General features: G+C 44.2%; 15 protein-coding genes. 12 read left to right on the top strand and 3 right to left on the bottom strand.

What is annotated here, in order from left to right; all coding sequences use genetic code 11:
• Window positions 1–148: 148 nt before the first annotated feature.
• Window positions 149–880 (bottom strand): ComF family protein, encoded by a 732-nt coding sequence (locus tag F6K53_RS26610; protein ID WP_293026713.1) that lies wholly within the window; start codon window positions 878–880, stop codon window positions 149–151.
• Window positions 881–1,158: 278 nt separating this feature from the next.
• Here F6K53_RS26610 and F6K53_RS26605 point away from each other — a divergent pair, with 278 nt between their 5' ends.
• Complete coding sequence (locus F6K53_RS26605; protein ID WP_293082695.1) at window positions 1,159–3,756, top strand: putative PEP-binding protein; 2,598 nt, start codon at window positions 1,159–1,161, stop codon at window positions 3,754–3,756.
• Window positions 3,757–3,865: 109 nt separating this feature from the next.
• Here F6K53_RS26605 and F6K53_RS26600 read toward each other — a convergent pair whose 3' ends face one another.
• Entirely contained in the window at window positions 3,866–5,140 is a 1,275-nt protein-coding gene (locus F6K53_RS26600; RefSeq protein ID WP_293026706.1) for a glycosyltransferase family 4 protein, read from the bottom strand.
• Window positions 5,141–6,929: 1,789 nt separating this feature from the next.
• Here F6K53_RS26600 and F6K53_RS26595 point away from each other — a divergent pair.
• The 10 genes from F6K53_RS26595 to F6K53_RS26550 all read left to right on the top strand — a co-directional run bounded on the left by F6K53_RS26595 (window position 6,930) and on the right by F6K53_RS26550 (window position 16,545).
• Window positions 6,930–7,088 (top strand): hypothetical protein, encoded by a 159-nt coding sequence (locus F6K53_RS26595; protein WP_158069656.1) that lies wholly within the window; start codon window positions 6,930–6,932, stop codon window positions 7,086–7,088.
• Between the two features lie 230 nt (window positions 7,089–7,318).
• Window positions 7,319–8,488, top strand: a complete 1,170-nt coding sequence (locus F6K53_RS26590) for a DegT/DnrJ/EryC1/StrS family aminotransferase (RefSeq protein ID WP_293026699.1) — start codon at window positions 7,319–7,321, stop codon at window positions 8,486–8,488.
• A gap of 3 nt (window positions 8,489–8,491) precedes the next feature.
• Window positions 8,492–9,391 carry a cyanoexosortase B gene (crtB, locus tag F6K53_RS26585; protein WP_293026697.1) on the top strand — a complete coding sequence of 300 codons (900 nt, stop codon included), beginning with the start codon at window positions 8,492–8,494 and terminating at the stop codon, window positions 9,389–9,391.
• A gap of 126 nt (window positions 9,392–9,517) precedes the next feature.
• Complete coding sequence (locus tag F6K53_RS26580; RefSeq protein ID WP_293026694.1) at window positions 9,518–10,309, top strand: cyanoexosortase B system-associated protein; 792 nt, start codon at window positions 9,518–9,520, stop codon at window positions 10,307–10,309.
• 173 nt (window positions 10,310–10,482) lie between these two features.
• On the top strand, window positions 10,483–11,847 hold the full coding sequence (locus tag F6K53_RS26575; protein WP_293026691.1) for a polysaccharide biosynthesis/export family protein: 1,365 nt from the start codon (window positions 10,483–10,485) through the stop codon (window positions 11,845–11,847).
• Between the two features lie 619 nt (window positions 11,848–12,466).
• Complete coding sequence (locus F6K53_RS26570) at window positions 12,467–14,632, top strand: tyrosine-protein kinase domain-containing protein (RefSeq protein WP_293082692.1); 2,166 nt, start codon at window positions 12,467–12,469, stop codon at window positions 14,630–14,632.
• 41 nt (window positions 14,633–14,673) lie between these two features.
• Window positions 14,674–14,832: a hypothetical protein gene (locus F6K53_RS26565; protein ID WP_293082689.1), complete on the top strand. Its 159-nt coding sequence runs from the start codon at window positions 14,674–14,676 to the stop codon at window positions 14,830–14,832.
• A 163-nt stretch (window positions 14,833–14,995) separates the two neighbouring features.
• The gene (locus F6K53_RS26560) at window positions 14,996–16,027 is read left to right on the top strand and encodes a glycosyltransferase (RefSeq protein WP_293064697.1); all 1,032 of its coding nucleotides are present in this window, start codon (window positions 14,996–14,998) and stop codon (window positions 16,025–16,027) included.
• A 93-nt stretch (window positions 16,028–16,120) separates the two neighbouring features.
• Window positions 16,121–16,246 carry a hypothetical protein gene (locus F6K53_RS26555; protein ID WP_293064694.1) on the top strand — a complete coding sequence of 42 codons (126 nt, stop codon included), beginning with the start codon at window positions 16,121–16,123 and terminating at the stop codon, window positions 16,244–16,246.
• Window positions 16,247–16,407: 161 nt separating this feature from the next.
• On the top strand, window positions 16,408–16,545 hold the full coding sequence (locus F6K53_RS26550; protein WP_293026679.1) for a hypothetical protein: 138 nt from the start codon (window positions 16,408–16,410) through the stop codon (window positions 16,543–16,545).
• Here the strand turns inward: F6K53_RS26550 and F6K53_RS26545 are convergent.
• Window positions 16,518–17,066 (bottom strand): hypothetical protein, encoded by a 549-nt coding sequence (locus F6K53_RS26545; RefSeq protein ID WP_293043833.1) that lies wholly within the window; start codon window positions 17,064–17,066, stop codon window positions 16,518–16,520. The genes F6K53_RS26550 and F6K53_RS26545 overlap by 28 nt on opposite strands.
• 190 nt (window positions 17,067–17,256) lie before the next feature.
• Between F6K53_RS26545 and F6K53_RS26540 the strand changes: the two genes are divergently transcribed.
• Entirely contained in the window at window positions 17,257–17,412 is a 156-nt protein-coding gene (locus F6K53_RS26540; protein WP_293030026.1) for a hypothetical protein, read from the top strand.
• Window positions 17,413–17,480: the final 68 nt, after the last annotated feature.

The raw sequence follows: 17,480 nt of genomic DNA, 5'->3' as shown, positions 1-17,480 counted from the left end.
TACTTGCTTGTGCTGCCCTCAATCCTATGACCCATTTGGGTATGCCTGATAGCTATGCCCATAATGCTTAAAACTGCTCCTGAGAGGGGGAGCATTTTGACCCCTTCATCATTCATGCAACAAAGCCCAGAAAATCTATAGATTTCCATTACCCTATCACCCCATCATCAACTGACCCACGTTTTGTCATTACTTTACCGATAGTCGCGCTGGTTGCGATCGCAACTGACCCATATACGCTTATTCCATGCTTCCTCAGGGTTTGGGTGGCTGATTTGACTGTAGCTCCGCTGGTGTAGATATCATCTAGGATTAGTACGGGTGAGGTGCTATGATGTCTGAGAAAGTGTTTACCAATAATAAAGGCATCTGCTAGGTTTTGCGCTCGCTCTTGGACAGATAAACCAAACTGAGGTTGAGTTGCCCGGACTCTTTCTAAACCCAGTGGTGCTTGTTTGTAACCAGTGAATTCACAAAAACTTTGGGCAATCAGCTCTGCCTGGTTGTAACCTCTTTGTCGCTGTTTTGTAGGGTGCATAGGAATGGGAACTACTATTAATTTTTGGTTGTGGCTACGGGTGGCAGAGGATTTTAACCAAGCTTTACCCAGCCAATGGCCCAAGGGATGTGCTAGCTGGGGTTGGTTTTCATATTTCAGGGCAGCGAGTACTCGTTTTAATGGACCACCGTAATTGCCCCAGACAAACACTGGGAGATTTTGATTACATAAAAATTGATTTTTGTCAAGTTGGCAGCGGAGTAACTGCTGCTCGCAATAATCACACAATTCATCAGTGGCAGGGCGCTCACATAGGGGACAGTTCGATTTCAGAAAGAGACTTAATAGACCCTTTTTAAGAGTCTGAATTCCCTGTAACATGATTTTGGGGATTTATCTGGCATTATATTTATAAAGATGCCAAGACTGACCATGAGAATCCCTCAGTATTTCTACCGTTTTCTGTCTCTAAGAGCGTGATGCAAAGCACAGGAAGGATTAATAATATCATGTCCAGTTGACTACTTATCATTCTTGGTTGAGAGTCAATTTTTAATTAACGATTTAGGTGAATACGACGTGATTAATGGTAAGAGATATTATGCCTTCGAGATATGATGCCAAAATCCCGGAGCAATAACAGGATTAGGCGGCGATTTGTGGATAATCTTTACTCTCTTGATCTGATTCAACCTTCAGAGTATCCCTTCGTGGGCAATGAAGCCTTGAACTTAAGTCAGCTGTTGCAACGGGATTATCCGGTTGTACCTGGCTTTGTGGTGAGTGCAAAGGCATTGTGGGAATTTATCGCAATTTTAGGTGAGTCTGAACCCCTGTTAGCTGATTTACCTTCTTCTTATCTTTACGTAGATGTAGACAATCCTCGCCAGCTACAGCAAGTGGCTCAGCAAATTCGTCACAAAATTCAAGGGGCGACTTTAGCTTCGGTGTTGGCATCAACCCTATCCGAGATAGCAGAAACTACACTCGCCCCAGCAACAATTTTTCACCCTTCCTTATCCATGACATCACCAGGGTCGGGAATTGAGGAGGACACTGGGAAAACTGAAGTGGGAAGATTAGAGCAACCCCAGATTTTTTCAACCTTACCAGATAAAATTTTGGGATCCTATATTTGCCCTAGGCAACCACTAGCAATGGAACTGTCTTTAAAACAGGTTTGGGCAGAACTATTTCGCGCCAGAAGTCAATTTTACTGGCAACGGCATAGTATTGGTCTCCAGCAGCTTAATTTGGCAGTCTTGATACAACCAATGTGGGATGCGATCGCTTCTGGTACACTCCAGATTAACCAAGCTGAGGGTTACATCCAAGCCACGTGGGGGTTAGGTACTGCATGGGCGAAGGGGGAAGTAGTGCCAGACTATTACCAAATTGAGATCGAAACTGGTATTGTGCTAGCCTCACGACTGGGTCGTAAAACCCGTGCCTATGGCTTGTGTCTGGAACCGGACTCATTATCACTAACCCAGAACACTGTGCAAGCCTATCTACTCAGTGAGGAGCAACAAAAACAGTACACCCTAAAGGACAAATACCTCCAACAGCTAATTAATATCAGTCAGCGTCTAGTTGCTGATATTAGTCCTAGCTTTTCCCTAGAGTGGACACTATGGCAAACCTCAGAAAACTCAGAACCACAGTTACAAATTACGAAATTTAGTCCTGAAACTGGGCAAAAGTGGGATGCTAGCCAGTTGAGGGTTGAACCGTCACATCATGCTTCCAAACTCTCTGTGGGTTCTACTACCTCCTACGGCAAGTTGTTTACCTCTCTACAAGTGGGTAGCCGACCCAATGTGGCTGAAGCCTCATCGGACTCCATTAAGAGCAACTCTAGTGAACACACTGTCAACCCATCCATGACGCCTATGCTTGTGAGAGGATTACCCGCAGCACCAGGAAGAGTTACAGCAACTGCTCATGTGATATCGGGTGAGGGCAAAAACGTCTCAGCAATCCTCTCTGGTAGAATTTTGGTTGCCCAAAGTGTTTCTCCTGACTGGCTACCTGGGCTCAAGCACGTAGCCGCTATTATTACTGAACAAGGAGGGATAACTAGTCATGCTGGGATTATTGCTAGAGAACTTGGTATTCCCTGTGTTGTGGGTGCGGCTGGTATTACCCAAATTTTACAAACTGGCGAGTCTATACTCGTGGATGGGGGACAGGGGGAAGTTTATCGGCTAGGAACTAAGCAAGGGTTTCCGGTTGAAAAGTTGCATGGCTCAGGATTAAGAAAAAGGAAAGCAAAAGTCAACTTTCAAGCTTCTAACTTTCAAAATACTTTCCCCATTGCTACTCAATTATTGGTTAATCTTAGCCAGCCGGACTCCCTAGAAAAAATTGTGGGTTTGCCAGTGGATGGAGTGGGGTTATTGCGTTCAGAACTGATGATGTTAGAGATTTTGAATAATCTGCACCCCAGTCAGTGGCACAGACAAGGCCATGAGCGTGAGTTAGTAGAACGCTTGGCTCAGTTAATTGTTCAATTTACGGTTACCTTGGCACCACGTCCTGTATTTTATCGCTCCACGGATTGGCGCTCCCATGAATTTCCATCCCTGAGTGGGGATCACTTGGTAACGGAAGCGGAAGTTAACCCGATGCTTGGCCTACGTGGCACTCGTCGCTATCTGAGTGACCCAGCTAGCTTTGATCTGGAACTGGCAGCTTTACAGGAGGTTTATGCTTACGGCTGCAGGAATTTACGGCTGATTTTGCCCTTTGTACGTACTGTGGAAGAGTTTACCTTTTGCCGCCGTCGGGTAGAACAGGTAGGACTTACTGATAATCCTGATTTTCAACTTTGGATTATGGCAGAAGTGCCATCTGTGTTGTTTCTGCTACCAGACTATGTTAAGGCAGGTGTTCAAGGAATTTCTATTGGTACTAATGATTTGACGCAACTTTTACTAGGAGCTGATCGGGAGCAAAGGCAGTTGGAAACACTGGTGGGAGGGTGCCATCCAGTGGTCAAGCAAGCAATTCAGCAACTAATCGAAATGGCAAAAGAAGCTGGTATTCCTTGCTCAATTTGTGGTCAAGCTACGGTTCAAGATCCGGAACTGATTGATCTGTTGGTGCAGTGGGGAATTACTTCGATTTCTGTTGATGTTAAAGATGTGGAAGCGACTTACCAGGCAATTACCCGTGCTGAGCAACGTTTACTCTTGGAAGCAGCACGAAATAAGTCAAAAGGCTTAGGTGGAAAAGGCAAAGGGGAAAACATCTAAATATATGGAAGTTCTAAATTGGGTTATGATATCCAGTCCGGTAGTATCGGTAAAAATTACCACGTACCACGGGACAGGATCTGATTTGATGTATCTGGTCTCACCTAGGTTATAAATCTGAAAACTGCTGTAATTCAATCAGTGAATTATGGTTAGGCTTCTTAGTAATTTGAGTTAATAGTGCTTCATAGCGGTTGAGAGCGTTTTGATAGGCGAAGTGCTTCAGAGCAAATTTTCTACCTTGTTTACCTAGAGATACCCCCTGCTCAGGATTTTCATACAATTCGACAATTGCAGATGCTAAAACCTGGGGCTTTTGTGGTGGTACCACTACACCGCCACCACTTTGTCGAACAACTCGCGCTGCAGTTCCATTCAAAGGCACAGAAGCAATGATGGGTCGTCCGCAAGCCAATAGCACTTGAATTTTTGAGGGCATATTAAAGGAAACAACGTTACGCTTTTGCACAACTAAACCTATATCTGCTGCTGCCAACATTTCTGGTAACTTCTCTCGGGGTTGGAAAGGTAAAAGCTTGACATTACTAGCCTTGCAAGTCTGACAGTCTTGCTGTAGCTGCTGTAGAGCCTTAGATTCTCCAACAATGACGAAGACAATTTCTGGAATATGCCTGACCAGAGTAGCCGCCTTCACTACTGTTTCCAGTCCCTGAGTCAGGGCAATATTACCGGAATACAGTACTACAAACTTGCCATCAAGATGGTAAGCAGTGCGAAAGGAATTTCCTTGTTTGGGTAAGGGACGGATAACATTAACATTCGCCCAGTTGGGGATACAGGTAATTTTGTCTTTAGGTATTCCTTTACTGACTAAATTGTCAACGAATCCCTCAGAAATAACAGTGATTGTATGAGCAGTGTGGTAGGCAAACTTCTCTAAAGCTTCAAAGATACGGATGGCTAGTTTGTTTCTAATTAGACCAACCTGTACAGCAGCTTCTGGCAAAATATCCTGTAAATTCAGTAATACTGGGCAGTTGTACAACCAACCGAGTAAAGCAGCTGGTACACTAACGGCCAGGGACGGTACTGTCAGTAGAATCACATCAGGTCGCCAGCCCTGGAAAGCCTGAATCAAACTAGTCACCACGAAGCTACCATCCAGTAGTATCCGTGTCACTACACCAGGCTTTGGTCGAATCCAGACATAGGAGCGTTGAATTATTACTCCATTTCTTTCTTCAGTCTGATACCACTTACCCTGATATTTATCATAGATACAGCGCTGGGGATAGTTGGGCATACTAGTGACGACTCGTACTTGATGTCCTGCCTTGACCAAACCTTCTGCTAGTTCCGTCATTAATGGGGCAATGCCTATGGGTTCAGGATGATAATTATAGGAGTAGATTAATATGCGCATGAACGTTATTGGTAGAGCGAGTAGTCTGTCAAGTTAAGATTTGACAGGTGGACAAGCGATGCATCGCTTTTTACAATTCCGACACGAAACACTATATCTAGTTAGTTCTATCTATCAGTTACTTAGCAACTGGTGTCTAATTATCCTAGATAATTTAGTGTTTGAATTTTCACCTTTAAGAGAAAAATTTAAACTTTACTCATTCAAAGCGTTTGGTTTAATTTTCGACGTTATAGCCTTGATGACTAGATACTCAATCGGCTTTGTCTGTTGATGCTTATGCACTAAACCAACACCGAATATACCAAAAGCTATTACTCTCAATAGAGCAGTAGGTTAGACAGACGCGCTTAGGCGCTCTTATCTCTAAGAATACAGACAGAAAAACTAAATTATTATGACCTTCTTTAGCAGGCAATAATTAATCCTCAGGCTTAGGATAGCTCCTGCTGCTCATTCCCTTTTATTGGTTCTATTCATATAGGTATCAAAACTATCAGACTCACTGGTTGGACTCCTGCTCCCATCTTAGCCATCGTCAATTTTATAATATAAATACTTGATATGCTACCTTCTTTATTATTGATGATCACTTTGGTCAAAATACCATTCCATAACGATGGAAATTTGCGCTAAATAAAAAAAAATGAAGCCAATATTTATTTAAATAAATTACTCTCTGGATACTTTAAGGGATTAACTGCACTGACCACTAGATTCGTAGGCAGATACATAAACGATGTAAATAGATTCATAAATGGCACTCCTGCTGTTATTTTAGATACTTTTTTAAGTGTTGATGTTTTCCTAGCGATGCATCGCTATATTATAAGGGTATATATTTTATATATAGTTATACATGAGTTGTGAACGGAAAACTAGCTGAAAGTCTTATTTCAAGAGGGTGCTTTGTTCACAAATCAAATGGAAACTATATAAGACCATAGGCAAAAATTGAGTCGAGCTATGTTACCATGCCCAACTACCTGTTTTTCTAAAGGAACTAACGGAAAGCTTATCAGAAACAGCTAGTAATTTTCAATTATATAATTTTAAAGATTGTGTGAAGTAAATGTGAAAATATAGACTTATTATAACACTCTATAGGGAAATCTGAAATCCTTACCTAGCTAGGAGCTAGTTTTGGTAAATAATACTGGATTAATCAGCTATAGAATTTATAAGCTGTTGAGGAAAAAATGAGCACGGATTCTTTGAATGCTTTTGCCCTGCTCTAACGGTGTTTGAAAATTAACAGTGTTGCCGAATTACCTCCAAACTTCAGCAAAGCGATGCAGCGTGGTCTTGGGGAACCAGTGCGGTTCATGACCGCACTGACGTGGAAACCCCCACTCGCGCTTTGCATGGCTGACAGGGGGTTATAAACCTGGATTTGGAATCAGGCTATCAAGGAAAGGGCTCTCCTAACTATCTTGACTTAAGTGGTTAGCCCAAAATAAAAAATCAGTAAAGACTTTGTGAAGAAATTTGTGAATAAATGGTAAAGAAAAGGGGGAGATAAGACCCAGTAAGGCTTACAAAAATAAGCGATCGCAACAGCACGGTGCTTAGTCCAACGTTACCGCAGGGGATACTCACCACACTCCGTACTCAGCATTCCTTCAGTACTAAGTTTGGTAAACCAGAGGAATTCAGAACCCTAAAATCTTACCCAATTACCCCTAAAGTAAAGGAAAAGCCCACTTTTGGGTAAGATGTTTGATGGTTTTTGGTGATGATGTGTGATGCCGCGATGGTTTTGGGAACGCTGTAATCAAGAACGGTAGGGATGGGTAAACCGGGGATGGGACAATGGCGGACAAACAAAACTCTTAAGCTTAGACCTGATTGGCTGATCGCTTTATTTATAGCACTACGCATTCAGATGTTTGACATTCCTAAACTCCGAAACGTAAGTAATCGCTTACTTCTGACTTCTGACTTCTGACTTCTGACTTGCGCGTAGCGCTATATATACCATTTTCCGAGAGTCAGTGAACTTCTGCTATGGTCAAAGCCCCAATTCCTCACTCCTACCAGTGGCTAAAACTTTACCAAATCTTGACAGTTATAGTGTGTTAACTCATCTAGATTCAACATACATTCAAGAAGAGAAGAATGATGTGAATCTGTGCTGTTAATACCGATACAGTGTACTATCAATTCCTATACAAATAGATGAGTTACCAAGTTCCGGTCAAAGTTCCTTTCGTTTCACTAGCTCAACAACACCGACCTATTCAAACTGAGCTAGACCAGGCAATTCAAGCTGTAGTGCAGCAGGGAGATTTTGTTCTCGGTAAAGCGTTGATCAATTTTGAGGAAGCATTTGCGGCTGCTTGTGGTGTCGAATACGGTATCGGGGTGGGATCTGGCACCGATGCGATCGCACTCGGATTACAAGCCTGTGGCATTAGTGCTGGGGATGAAGTGATTTGTCCTGCTAACACCTTTATCGCTACAGTGATGGGGATCATAGCTGCTGGTGCTACGCCAATTTTGGTGGATTGTAACCCCCGTACTGCCCTAATTGATCTCAATACTGCCAAACAAGCAATTACAGAGAAAACCAAGGCAATTGTCCCTGTGCATCTTTACGGTCAGATGGTATCCCCGAGTGAGTTAATCGCATTTGCTGATGCCCACAACTTACTGATTTTTGAAGACGCAGCACAAGCTCACTTAGCACAGCGAGAGGATTATTGTGCTGGTTCTGTGGGCAAGGCAGCAGCATTTAGTTTCTACCCCAGTAAAAACTTGGGTGCCTTTGGTAACGGTGGCATGGTAATCACTAATGATGCTACGGTGGCAGAAAAAGTGCGATCGCTTCGTAATTACGGAGCACCTCGCAAATATTTTCATACCGACATCGGCAAAAATAGCCGTTTAGATACGTTACAAGCTGCTATCCTCAATGTCAAACTGCCTTATTTGACTGAGTGGAACCAGTCACGCTACTGGGCAGCTGGGCAGTACGACAATTTACTCAAGGCTTTGGAAGGTCAAGGGATTGTGCCCATAGAAAACCACAGCGGGCCAGGTCATGTCTACCACCTTTATGTGATTCGGGTAGGTAAACAATGTCCCTTTAACCGACAGACCATCCAGGATGCTCTGGCCTCAGTGGGAATTCAAACTGGTATTCATTATCCAATTCCTTGCCATCTCCAGCCAGCTTACAAGTACTTGGGATATCAAGCCGGTGACTTTCCCCATGCCGAAGCTCTGTGCAATGAGATTTTATCTCTACCAATTTATCCCAACTTGAGCAAGGAGCAGATTGAGCAGGTTGTTGATGGGTTAGCTAATTTATTAGGCGTGCTTGAGCCATTAGTTATTAATCATTAAACTATGCAAATTGGACGCAAAATTCCTATTGCCATTGATCGCTATCTACTGGACGGTTGTATCATCGCTTTACTAGTCATTATTTATGGTCCTGTGCTGATGCATTGGTATAATGGCTGGCTCAACAAAAGTATCAGCATTACCCATGAATACTTTAGCCATGGTTTGATTGGGCTACCGTTTGCTGCCCATATTGTTTGGACGAACCGACGACGGTGGCATAAGCTGACTGATACAGCCCATCCCTTTGGTGTAGTCTTACTGATAATTGGAGCAGTAAGCTATCTTAGCGGTCAATCAGAACTGGTAAATTTATCGTTTCCCATAGTTTTAGCTGGTCTTTGCCTATGGTTAAAAGGGATTCCTGGCTTTAAGCTGCAAAGTTTTCCCCTGCTGCTGGTGGTTTTGGCAACTCCAACAGCAGTTCCCTATTTAATTGAACCTTATATCTTGCCCCTACAACGCTTTATTGCTGCCATGGCTGCCTTTATTCTGACTCAGTTTGGCATGGATGTCACACTAGAAGGGATTAACTTGTTCGTAAGTGAACGAATTGTGGAGGTAGCGCCCCACTGTGCTGGTCTTAAGATGTTATTTACTTGCCTGTATGTGAGTTTGATGTTGCTTTACTGGAGTGGTGCTATTGAGTCACGCCTAAAGACTATTTGGCTGCTATCCGGTGCGGTGATTATAAGTGTTAGTGCTAATATTGTCCGCAATACTGTGCTGACCTTTTTCCATGGCAGTGGGCAAGATCAGGCATTTCATTGGCTCCATGAAAGCTGGGGCGGCGACCTGTATTCAGCGATGATGTTAGTGATGCTGGTTCTATTAATGAAGTTCATTGAAAAATACTTCCCCTCAGACCCTAACTTGACTCCCTTGGCTAACCATCAAGATTAAACGTTATATAGCAGTTCTCAATGGGGTGAGATAAAAACTCCTGGATTTTAGGGAGTAGGGAATAGGGAGTAGGGAGCAGGGGTAAGAAACTTGAAGGTACCTCATAAGTCTGAGAAAGGCTAGAGAATGATGAAATCAGTAAGTTTAATTAAGTTAATCCAGCCCTGGCAAATCTCCAGGGGAGTCTTACTGGTGTTGCTGTTAGTCTTGGTAATAATGGGAGCAGTACCGGGTTACTGGACAGGAAACTGGCCTTGGGCAAAACTGCCACCAGTGACTAACCTCCAAAAGATAAAAGCTATCCGCAAGACGGGAATAGAACTATCTGACTGGCAAACTGTTAAGCAACAAACCATCAGGATTGGCGGCCATAAATGGTCTTTGCAGTTCATAGAGCAGGATCAGCAAAAACCAGTGTGGTTATTTTTGCTTCCCCAAAATGGTCCTAAATCCCAGCCACAGGTAGAATGGGAAGATATTAGCGGATTTATGAGACAACGATTGGGACAATGGAAGACGGATTCTTATGGCCATATCAAGTTTGTGGTCAACGGATCTGATGTTGAGGGGAAGACCCAGGCTGATCCGACCATCACAACCCAGCCCAAAACCGTTGTTAACGCCCGTTTCTTTCGTGCCTGGAATCAGCGGCAAACCTTCGCTATAGTACAATGGTATGCCTGGCCAGAGGGTGGTAATCCTGCTCCTAGCCGTTGGTTCTGGGCTGATCAACTGGCTCAGTTACACCGCAAACGGGTGCCTTGGGTTGCGGTAAATATCCAAATTCCCATAGAACCTTTGGGTGATATTGAAAATTCTAGGCCAATAGCCGAATCTCTCAGTAAAATGGTTCAAACTGCTTTGATGAGCGATCCTTTTGCAGACGAAGCTAGTAATATACAAATTATCAAGGATTAAGGCTGAAGGCTGAAGGGTCAAGGCTGAAGGGTCAAGGCTGAAATGGGTTTATTGCTGCAACACTTAGAGTTGACTAAAAGCTTGATCCACAACCAAGAGTTAAACGTCATACTTCCGACTTGCCACTTCCGACTTGCCACTTCCGACTTAAGATGATAAGTGACCATTGGAAAATGACAACTGACACCCACAGGTTTGGCAACCAAGTTCTGAATTTATCTTTCTTTGGGGGTACCGTCTTATTCTGGCTGGTTAGTTCTGGAGTCTGGGTTAGCCCTGGTTTGGCTAAGCATGTCGGAAATTTACCGACATCGGTGCCAAATCTTGGGGATGAGATTAGCGATCGCGCTCAGTTGCCTACGTTTAGTTCCATTGAACCGGAAACAACGGAAACAGTTGAATCAGGGGAAAGGGAAACGACTGAACAGGAAAGCTCTGAGACCACCCCTGAGACCACCCCTGAGACCATAGAGGTAACGGAAACGTTGCCACCGCCACCACCGTTGAGCAACCCTGAACCCGTCTCAGAGGAGAATCGACTGGAACAGTTGGAGGAAATGTTACCTCCTTTGGGCTATCCAGAGACTCTGTCACAGGTGAGTCCATCTGATGAATTTAATCGCCACTACCTAGGGCGAGAAGATGTAATCGCAGTGAGTGTGACCAACTTTCCGAATCTGGCTTTTCAAAGTGCTATTGATTCTGACGGCAATATTGTGGTACCGCTGTTCGGTAAGCTACGAGTGGTGGGACTTACTCTAGAGGCGGCTCAAGATTTAATTCAAAAGGTCTTAAATGAATTTGTGATTGATCCTGAAGTAGTTGTGAGCCTACTGAGTACACCGGCTGTTCAGATTACGGTGAGTGGTGAGGTGTTTCGACCAGGCTATTACCCCCTGCCAGCAGGAACTCAACCGAATCAAGCCCTTACTGCTGCGGGTGGTACGACTACGATTGCTGATTTGCGGACTATTTTGATTCGTCGTAAGTCGGTGGTGAATAATTCCATCATTGAGCGAGAAATTGACTTGCTGACACCGCTGCAAAATGGGACAACTCCATCGGAATTGAACCTCCGGGATGGGGATGCTATTATTGTGCGAAAGTTGGAGGTGGGTAATACTACCGATTATGATAGGCAGCTGGTAGCTCGTTCTAATCTAGCTCAACAACAAATCAGCGTTCGAGTGTTGAGCTATCCTAATGGCACAATTGGTAACTTGACATTAGCTAATGGTAGTACGTTTATTGATGCCTTAACAGCAATTTCTCCTAACCCAGATGATGCTGATTTGGATAGCATTGCCTTAATTCGTTTTGATCCAGAACAGGGCAAAGCGGTGACTCAAAAACTAGACGGGGAAAAGCTACTAAAGGGTGATGTTTCCCAAAACGTACCACTTCAAGATGAAGATGTGATCGTGGTGGGTCGAAGTCTTATTGCTAAGATTTCTGCCGCTCTGAGTGTAGTGACTCGACCCTTCAACGATTTTCTGGGATTCCGGAGGTTTTTTGAGGAAATACCAGAACTGTTTTGATAAGGTTGGGGTATGACGGGAGCAGAAATCGATGGAAGCTCTCCCCTGGTGGGTTAGCTTTTCCATCGACAGCACAAAAATCTCCGGATACCTTAATGAATGGACAGAAAACTCCAGTACCTGTCTCGGTTTGTAACTGGTGCTCCGAGTCCCTGTTGACTCAGCGGTAAAAATAGGAATAGGCTACAGGATTTTTCGATCACAAAAATCAAAAAACGCGGAATCCCCGTCTTTTTAAAGCGGGGAGGAAGCGTAATAGCGCGCTTTTAGCCGTCAACTATAATTAAAGAAGACTGAAATAGGCAAAGGCACTCTTAACTTCAGAGTAACGGCTAGGCCAGTAAGTCAGTGTCGGCGAGTGATGCGCAAAACGAAGTATTGGGGCTGTCCGAGAATTGACTCGGTTGTAGAAGCTACGAATGCAAGCAATCCCTCGCATTCGTAGAGTAAGCCAGCCTGGAGGTTCGGCGGTTGACCCTTGGATTCGATTAATTTGGAGTCTAGGCGCGTCAAGTATGCTAGGGCTACTGAAAACCAACGTTCTGAAGTCTGGGCGAAAGCCCCCGTGCTTCAGCCGGGGGTAAGCTTACTGCTGCCTTAACAATAGCGAAAATTACTTATGACTCCCCCTTTTGTCACACGTTACCTGATTGCTCTCAATCAGCATAAGTTAATCGGCTTTGCCACGTTTTTCCTGATTACTGGCATATCGGGGATTGTGGCTATACAGCCAACGCCAGCTCCTATTTATCGAGCTGAAGGTCGTTTGATATATACCACTCCTGTTAAGGTATTTTCCCAGACAGGGGTAGAGATTTCAGAACAAGGTAAACAATTGCTGACACAGGGAACGCTGCTGGCAGACAATGTGGTTAAGGAAGTAGCAGCTGGGATGCAAGTCAGCTCCAAAGACATTGTTAAAAATACACAGGTGAAATTGCCAAAAGAAGGAGCACAATTTATTTCGGTAATCTATAGGGATAAGAATAAGGAAATTTCTGCAGCCATCGTTGACATGCTGATGAAGAAAATGGTGGAACAGAGCCGTTTTATCAACACATCACAACTAAGACGGATTATTGAAGTGATAGAAGAACGTTTACCTAAGGCGGAGGCGGAACTAAGGGAAGCGGAACAAAAACTGGAACAGTATGACCGCCTACAAGGACCAGCTTTATTTGCTGCTAAAGATGGCACCTTAGTGGGTGGGATTACTGGTAGCCAACAGCAACAACGTAGTCTGGAGATACAGCTAGAGGGGGTTGAGGCTCAATATTCTAGCCTAATCGAACGGCTAGGTTTGACCCCTGACCAAGCCTATACGTCTTCTGCCCTCAGTGCTGACCCGATCATTGCTAGTCTGCGAGCTCAGATTCTGGATACTGAGACACAGATGGAACTGCTAAAGGGGCAGTTGCGTCCGCAACATCCAACTATGATTGAGTTGCGCAAACAGCAACAGACTTATGAGACCTTACTTCAGGCACGTGGGGCTGAAGTTCTCGGTGGTAATGGGTTTACCTCTCCATTGCCCAGTCAAATCCGCCAAGACAGTACCCTGGACCCAGCACGGCAGGCACTGGCTAATCAGTTGGTAGCTCTGCAAACCCAGCGGGAATCACTTCAACGGCAGTTGGCAGCTACCCAAAGAACGGAACAGGAACTAAGACAGCAATATCAGCAGCTGCCCAATAAGCAGCTGGAGCGAGGGCGACTGGCTCAGCAAGTTGCTTTTAAGCAGGAATTTTACAATAAGTTGCAGGTAGCATTAGCAGATAGCAAAATAGCAGAGGCGGAGACTGAGAGTAGTCTTGCGATCGCTGGAATTGCAGAACCGAAAGCAATAATGACCCAGACAGCAAGTAATCCGATCGTTACCTTGGCAATAGGTGGTGTAATCGGTATTGTAGTGGGTGCTGGTGTGATTCTGCTGCTATCAACCCTGGATAATACCTTATACACGCCAGAGGATGTTAAGCCCATACTTCGGGACAATGGTGTGCCATTACTGGGGGATTTACCGACAATCGGTCTCAAGTCCTACCGGGGTGAAGTTGCTATAATCACCCGACCAGAGGCTTTGGAGTTGGAGTTCTACGAACGGTTTCGCACTAATCTTCGTCTGCGGGAGGAACCTGCGGTAAAAGTGGTGTTGGTGACTAGTACAGCAGCGAATGAAGGAAAGACGATCGTGGCTTACAATTTAGCGATCGCATCTGCCCAAGCCGGTATGCGTACTCTGTTGGTAGAAGGGGATTTGCGATCGCATTCTGTAGCTCAATCTCAAGAAGTGATTCACCTGATGGACACTCCACTGGAACCTTTGCGCTTCTATGGCTCTAAGAGTGAATGTATTCATTTAGCCCAAGATTTTGAAAATCTCTACATTCTCCCTAGTCTCGGTCCCTTGCGCAAAGCTGCAGGGATCCTAGAATCGAGTGAAATGAAGCATTTGCTGGAAGATGCTCGTGGTCGCTTTGATTTTGTTGTGGTTGATTCCCCTAGTCTGTCCCGTTGTAATGATGCCCTATTACTACAACCATTTACTGATGGGATTGTGTTAGTTACTCGACCAGGCTATACCCAGGGCAGTATTTTATCTCAGGTGATCGAAGAGTTAGAGGAAAACGAGGTACTGTTGGGAGCAGTTATCAACGATATCAAGCAGCTACAACCCCCTGTTCCTGTGGATAGTGGCAGGGGGTATTCAGCGGTAGATACCCCTGTGGATCAAACCCCAGCTGATCAGCATAAAGTTACTAGTGGAGTAGGGAGTAGGAAGTAGGGAAAGAGAGGGAAGTGTGGGAGGTGTGGGGAGATGGGGAGATGGGGAGATGGGGAGATAAGGAGATAGGGAGATGGGGAGATGGGGAGTCAGAGGTTTTAGGGAGTCGGGAAAGAGAGGGAAGTGTGGGAAGTGTGGGAGGTGTGGGGAGATGGGGAGATGGGGAGATGGGGAGATGGGGAGATGGGGTGATGGGGTGATGGGGAGTCAGAATTAGTATAAGAACGGCTATAATTATCCAGAATTGCTTGATTCAGTAATACTAAAGTAGTGGGCTTTTTTTGTTTGTAACTGATAGACTTGAACCAAATCATAACGTGGTTAATCTATCAGCTTATGGGTTTATCTAAGGTAACATTAATCGTGACTCAGAGGGAGCGGTTTAGTTTAACAAAGCCTTCCCTAGACAGTATTATTGCTGATTATTCCTCTTATCCGTTTGAGCTAATCTATGTAGATGGCAACGGTCCATCCCCAGTGCATGAGTATCTGCAACAGCAGGCAGATAAACACGAATTTATGAGTTTGATCCATCGCGGACGCTATTTGAGATCCAATGTTGCTCGTAACATAGCTCTACCGTTTGTTAAGGATGCGGATTACATTGTTTTTATTGACAATGATGTGATTGTAGAGCCTGGTTGGTTAAAAGGTTTGGTTGAGTGTGCTGAAGAAGAGCAAGCTGGTATCGTTGCTCCCCTAATTTTACAGGGGCAACCAGGCTCCCCTGATATTGAGGTACATGTTGCTGGGATTAAAACCAAGTTTCACCAAAGAAAGCATGGTAAAAAGTGGTTTGAGCAAAAGCAGTTGCTCTATGGTACTCCATTACGGGATGTTGAGCAGGATTTAGATCGTACCCCAGTAGATTCTGTAGAGTTTCATTGTATCCTAGCTCGTCATTCTCTGATCAAGTCTATTGAACTGGATGAAGTCTTTGATAGCTTGGCAAGTCATACTGATTTATGTATGCAGGCAACGGATTTAGGCGAAACAATTTTCCTGGAACCAAAATCTAGAATCACTTTCCTCAATCCTCGACAGATCACTCGGTTTGACCAGGATGATGTGCCATTTTATGTATTTAAATGGAATGAACAGTCTGTACGAGATGTGTTCAATCGTCAAGTCAAAAAGTGGAATTTGGGGAAAGATGATCCTTCAATGTGGTCGATTTGGAAGTGGGTGATTGAGAATCGTCAACTCCCAGCTAAGTGGTCAACTCAAGAGGGGAGTTTCGAGAGAAAGTTATTGGAGTTCTGTCAGCGTCGCTGGTGTCCAAGTTGGCTCCGCACACTGTTAGAATCCTATGTGATTAAGCGCGCATTTCCTGAGACTGGGATTGCTGACAATTTAGTGGAAAATGTCAGCAGTAAACCTTCGGTGACTGTGTAGGGAAAAGGGAGTAGGGAGTAGGGAGTAGGGAGTAGGGAGTAGGGAGTAGGGAGTAGGGAGTAGAGATCCCCCCTCCCTTAATAAGATGGGGAGATGATTACTTTAAACCCCTTTGCCTATTGCCTATTGCCTATTGCCTATTGCCTTAATCATTTGTGGCCAATACTATCAGATTCGGTAGAGATTGTATTGATGCAGTATCTACTTTTTTTTGATTAGTAAATCTGGGTTATAAATCTCCTTTAACTGAGCTGTGGCACCATTATGATTAATCCTATGGTGGGCAGTTCCTAGCAACCGGATGGCAAGGTTTGGGATCTGTCTGATGCACTGCCCACCCTACATCTGTGGCACCATTATGATTAATCCTATGGTGGGCAGTGGCTAGCAACCCGATGGCAAGGTTTGGGATCTGTCTGATGCACTGCCCACCCTACAGGAAATTCCCACACTCCCGACTCTCGACTCCCGACTCCCGATTCCCGACCCCCTATCGACCTTTAGCTAAGTCAGCATAAATTATAATTTCTATGCCTAAGATTAGCAATAGGATAAGCTCAATAGCGCAGAGGATATGAACTATCCAGGGGAGATTAGTTCCGGAAAACCAGAAGGTAAATAAGGCGAGTAAACCTGAGCAAACAAAGGTGATTTCGTCAATAATTAATTGCTCTATTTTTCGTCTCTCTCGGCGTCGATCGCTTCTATGAGCGATTTCCCAGCCAAAGATAGACTCAAGGTCGGTATGGCCGGTCTGGGCTTTGATTTTTTCAGTTAGAGTTAAGCGAAGATACTTGCCAATGGCGGAAATCTTTTCATCATTGACTAAGTAAGTCCATCCTAGAATTAGACAAACCCAAGGAATTACTAGAAGGGCATAGGAATTAGTCTTATTGGAGAGGGCGAAGGAGAGAATACCACCAAAGATTCCTAGGGTTATATAAATCATCTGGTCTCGGAAGCCAATACGCTGGGCTTGCTCTTCTTTCAATTTTTCGTATTCGAGCATAAACACTTGGAGTATCTGTTGGTCGTCCATAGCCCTTTCGTTGTTGCTTAAGTTAGTTTGTTAATTTATACTTTAAATTATACTATAATTAGTTAAATGCTAATCATTTAAATTGCCGTTAGAGAATTTTTTAATGTTGGTAAATATGATAATTTAAGAGCACACAGCTAAAAAAAATAGCTACAATAAAGTAAATTAATTCAACTAACAGGTTCAACCTATGTCTTGTGCGGTTATCCTCATAGCAATTCAAGGTGAATACATGGCAGTACGTGCTCATCTCACTGACTTGAAGGAAGAGATGCACCCCAAAGGGAGTATTTATGAGAGGGGTAAATTCTCTAGTCATGGTAAGGAGTGGGAAGTGGGTGTATAGCAAAATCAAGGAAACCTTGCTTTTTATGACCAACCTTCAGGATGCTGACGACTCTCAAAACTTATAAA

Source organism: Moorena sp. SIO4A1, from assembly GCF_010672065.1.
In the GTDB taxonomy this organism is placed as follows: Bacteria; Cyanobacteriota; Cyanobacteriia; order Cyanobacteriales; family Coleofasciculaceae; genus Moorena.
Note: the sequence above shows the minus strand (reverse complement) of the source record. Positions and strands in the feature narration are given on the sequence as shown.